Genomic DNA, 3,624 nt, shown 5'->3' on the forward strand with positions numbered 1-3,624 from the left:
GTTGATGGTTCACCGGTGGGAAGGGACCGGGCCATGCCACGGCCTGTCCGAAAGGACGACCACGATCCACTCGGTCTCCTTCCCACCTCAACCATACACCAGAACCAACACACAGGATTCTAGGGTCAAGCCCAGGGTCAAGCCCGAGAATGACGACCGCGATAGGTCTCGGCCAATCGCCAACGCATGCCAATGCACACATAGCCAACCGGTCAAAATTTCTGTGTTAAGGAACTAGGACAATTCGGTGAGCGTCGGGTACGGAAACGCCCAGGGAGCGGCCGCCGTTTCACCGGGAAGGTTTCATCCGTGCGGCGTCGGTTGCGTGCGCGGGCGAGGGTGGCCAGCCACGTTCGAGCCGATATGGTCGAGGTCGCAACGTCTCGTCACCATCTCGACCGACCCGGTGTCGACGGTCACCCGCCCCAGCACCTGCACCGTCGTGCGTCCGAGATCCTCGTCGACATGGACGACGTCGCCCTCCAGCCTCAGCTTGTCGCCTGCCTTGGCGTTTGGCTCGACCATCGAATAGCGGTGGCCGTTGCCGTCGAGGCTCAGCGTCACGCGGTCGTTGGTGCGCTCGACCACGGTGGCGATCACCGCCACCCTGTCGCCTATTTCAACAATGGGCCGTGCCATTGCGGCCTCCTTTCTGCTCCGCGCGGTCGTTGGCCGGGAGCCAATTGGCTGACGATATGACGGATGCCGACAGCTGCTGAAATAACGGGAAAACAAGTGTTTGGTTGCCTCTGCGCCGCCTGCCCCCGCGGCCCGGCCGATCACATGAAGCCGGGATTTCGCGGCAGATACTGCGTCCAGTCGCGATAGCCGGGCGATGCCATCAACAGCATCGGGAAGGTGATGCGCATGCCTTGATCGACCGCAAGGCTGAGCGCGCTCTCGCATGTGCCCGGCAGGAAGGCCGATACCTTTTCGGCCGAGCGATCTGCCGCCAGCCGCAATGCCGTTGCGAAGGCATCGCGAAGAAAACCGGGCCGCGTCACCGCCAGGGGCCCGATATGCCCGCCGGCGCTAAGGTAGCTGTAGCCGATCGCCTCACTGCCGGCGAGGAGCAAGACACCTGTCGTCGCGGCATCGGTGCGCAGATAGCGGTGGTGCTTCTCTCGCGAGACCCCCAGGGCACTGGCATCGATTGCGACGAGTTTTTCCATTGTCGCGGCGCTGCGGTCCATTTCGACGGCGCGCAATGGCGATTGAGGCAAAGCCTTGGTCACCCGTTCGCGCGCGGCGCTGAAAACGTAGATCGGCGTTTTGGGAAACAGGCCGTGCCGCATGTAGAGGCCCTGCGAGACACGGTTGAAGGTGAACGTGATGAGCGCCCTGTGGGCTGCGCCCGATTTGCGGGCGTGCTGCATGGTTCGCTCCAGCAGCGTATTGCCGATGCCGTGGCCTTGTCGGCCAGGATCGACGAAAAGCTGGGCGAGAAACCAGATGTCGCCGCAGACCCAACTCCAGGCGAAGCCCGCAATGTCCCCATGGTCTTCCGCCACCCACAGGCCGTCGGGGTCGTCCTCGAGTGAGAACAACTGGAAATTGGGCGGGCTCGTCGCCGCCATCGGGCCGAAGCCGTGCCGAACGGTAAGCTCATTGATGCTGGCGACCACCATTGCATCGGTCGCGGCCAGGTCATCGGCGCGAGCAGGTCTGTAAACGAGCGACATGGAACAACCCCAACTATAGAGCGCGAGCCGCAGTTGCACCGATCATATCAGCGATCCATGCCTGCCGTCTTGGCCACGATCGGCGCTATCGCAGCTCCACCGGAGGCCACATCGGCCCCCGGTGCTTACGCTGCCCGTCAGACCGCCCCCGCTAGGGCGACTGCGTCGGCGCCAGCGGGGAAGCGCAGTGTGCCGGTAGTGTCGTTGACGGCCCGCCAAACGCCCTCGGCGACATCGATTTCCCTGGTGGTCAGCGCCCCGGCCATCGCCGGATCGGCGAGATTGCCGAAGACTGCCCTGGCAAAGTCGGCATAGGCCTCGGGGATAAGGTCCTGGACATTCACGCCGGTATTGGCGGTGAACCTCGTCGTCGGCCCGTAACCCGGTTCGACCAGCTTGGCCAGGACGTTGAAGGGCGCGAGCTCCAACGCCAGCGAGCCGGTGAAACCTTCGATCGCCTGCTTGCTCGCTGTATAGGCCGCCGCCAGCGGGAAGGGCGCCAGCGTGGCACTCGACGTCACATTGACGATGACGCCGGAACGGCGCTCGCGCATCCGCTGGATCACCGCCTGGGTCATCGCCATGACGCCGAACGTGTTGGTCTCGAAGACCTTGCGGATATGCGCCATCGGCGTCGCCTCGAAAGCTCCGGCGACGCCGATGCCGGCATTGTTGACCAATGCGTCGATCGGCCCGGCCGCTTCGACCGCCGCCGCGATGCTTTTGTCGTCCGTCACGTCGAGTGGCAGGATGCGCAGCGCCGGCGAAGGCGGCAGCACATCCTCGCGCGGGTTTCGCATCGTCGCGACGACGTTCCAGCCATTCGAGAGGAAATGGCGCGCCGTCTCCAGGCCATAGCCCGAGGAAGCGCCGGTGATCAGGATGGTTTTCATGGGTCCTCGCTGTTCGGTTTGTACGGCGGCAAGTTACCGGCAGCAGTCAGGACTATCTATGATTGACGATCCTGATTTTGTTTGCAAGAGTCCTGAAATGGTCGATCCTCTCTCTGAAGTCATAGCCTTGCTCAGGCCGCGCGCCGTGTTCACCAAGGGCATCAGCGGCGCCGGGCGCTGGGGTGTCCGCTACGCGGATTTCGGCCATCCGAGCTTCGCCGTCGTCATCGAGGGAGCCTGCCTGTTGGCGGTTGACGGCCAGCCGCCCTTGACGCTCGAAGCCGGCGATTTCGTCCTGCTGCCGAAAACGCCCGGCTTCACCATGACCGGCTTCGAGCCGGTCGTTCCGACGCTGATAGATCCCAACCTTGCCATGGCCGCCACGGAGGAGGTCCGGCACGGCCAGCAGGACGGCCCGCCGGACCTGCGCATGCTTGGCGGCTACTTCCTTTTCGACGGCGAGGATTCCGGCCTGCTGGTCTCATTGCTGCCCGCTCAGGTCCATGTCCGTGGCGTCGAGCGGCTGTCGGTCCTAGTGAAGCTGCTGGTCGAGGAGGCGGCGGGCCGGCATTCGGGGCGCGACCTGGTGCTGACCCGGCTGATCGAGATCCTGCTGGTCGAATCCCTTCGGCAGGCGCAGACGTCCGACGCGCCGGCCGGCCTGCTGCGCGGCCTGGGCGACGCGCGGCTGGCGGAGGCGATCCGCCGGATGCATGCCGATCCGGCGCGGCCCTGGACGATCGCCGAGCTGGCGAAGGAGGCCGCGCTTTCGCGCTCCGCCTTCTTCGACCGTTTCGTTCGCGGCGTCGGCGTGCCGCCGATGGAATATCTCTTGGCCTGGCGCATGGCGCTGGCGAAAGACCTGCTGCGCCGGCGGGAGGCCGATATCGCCGAGGTTGCCGAGCGTGTCGGTTATGGCTCGGTCAGCACCTTCAGCACCGCCTTCAGCCGCCATGTCGGCCAGCCACCCGGGCGCTACGCCAGGGCGACCGCGCACTAGCGGCGCCTTCGCCGCGCGGAACCAGGCGGGTCGCCAGATGTTCCTGTTG

Annotated in this window: 4 protein-coding genes; 1 reads left to right on the forward strand and 3 read right to left on the reverse strand. The window is 65.1% G+C overall.

Annotated features, from left to right (window positions below; genetic code table 11):
* Positions 1-303: 303 nt before the first annotated feature.
* The 3 genes from EOA28_RS28740 to EOA28_RS28750 all read right to left on the reverse strand — a co-directional run bounded on the left by EOA28_RS28740 (position 304) and on the right by EOA28_RS28750 (position 2,575).
* Positions 304-639: a hypothetical protein gene (locus tag EOA28_RS28740; protein ID WP_126078093.1), complete on the reverse strand. Its 336-nt coding sequence runs from the start codon at positions 637-639 to the stop codon at positions 304-306.
* A 140-nt stretch (positions 640-779) separates the two neighbouring features.
* Complete coding sequence (locus EOA28_RS28745) at positions 780-1,682, reverse strand: GNAT family N-acetyltransferase (RefSeq protein WP_126078092.1); 903 nt, start codon at positions 1,680-1,682, stop codon at positions 780-782.
* A gap of 137 nt (positions 1,683-1,819) precedes the next feature.
* Positions 1,820-2,575 (reverse strand): SDR family oxidoreductase, encoded by a 756-nt coding sequence (locus tag EOA28_RS28750; protein ID WP_126078091.1) that lies wholly within the window; start codon positions 2,573-2,575, stop codon positions 1,820-1,822.
* Between the two features lie 97 nt (positions 2,576-2,672).
* Between EOA28_RS28750 and EOA28_RS28755 the strand changes: the two genes are divergently transcribed.
* Complete coding sequence (locus EOA28_RS28755) at positions 2,673-3,575, forward strand: AraC family transcriptional regulator (protein ID WP_127253116.1); 903 nt, start codon at positions 2,673-2,675, stop codon at positions 3,573-3,575.
* The last annotated feature ends 49 nt before the right edge of the window (positions 3,576-3,624 follow it).

Source organism: Mesorhizobium sp. M2A.F.Ca.ET.067.02.1.1, assembly GCF_004023285.1.
In the GTDB taxonomy this organism is placed as follows: domain Bacteria; phylum Pseudomonadota; class Alphaproteobacteria; order Rhizobiales; family Rhizobiaceae; genus Mesorhizobium.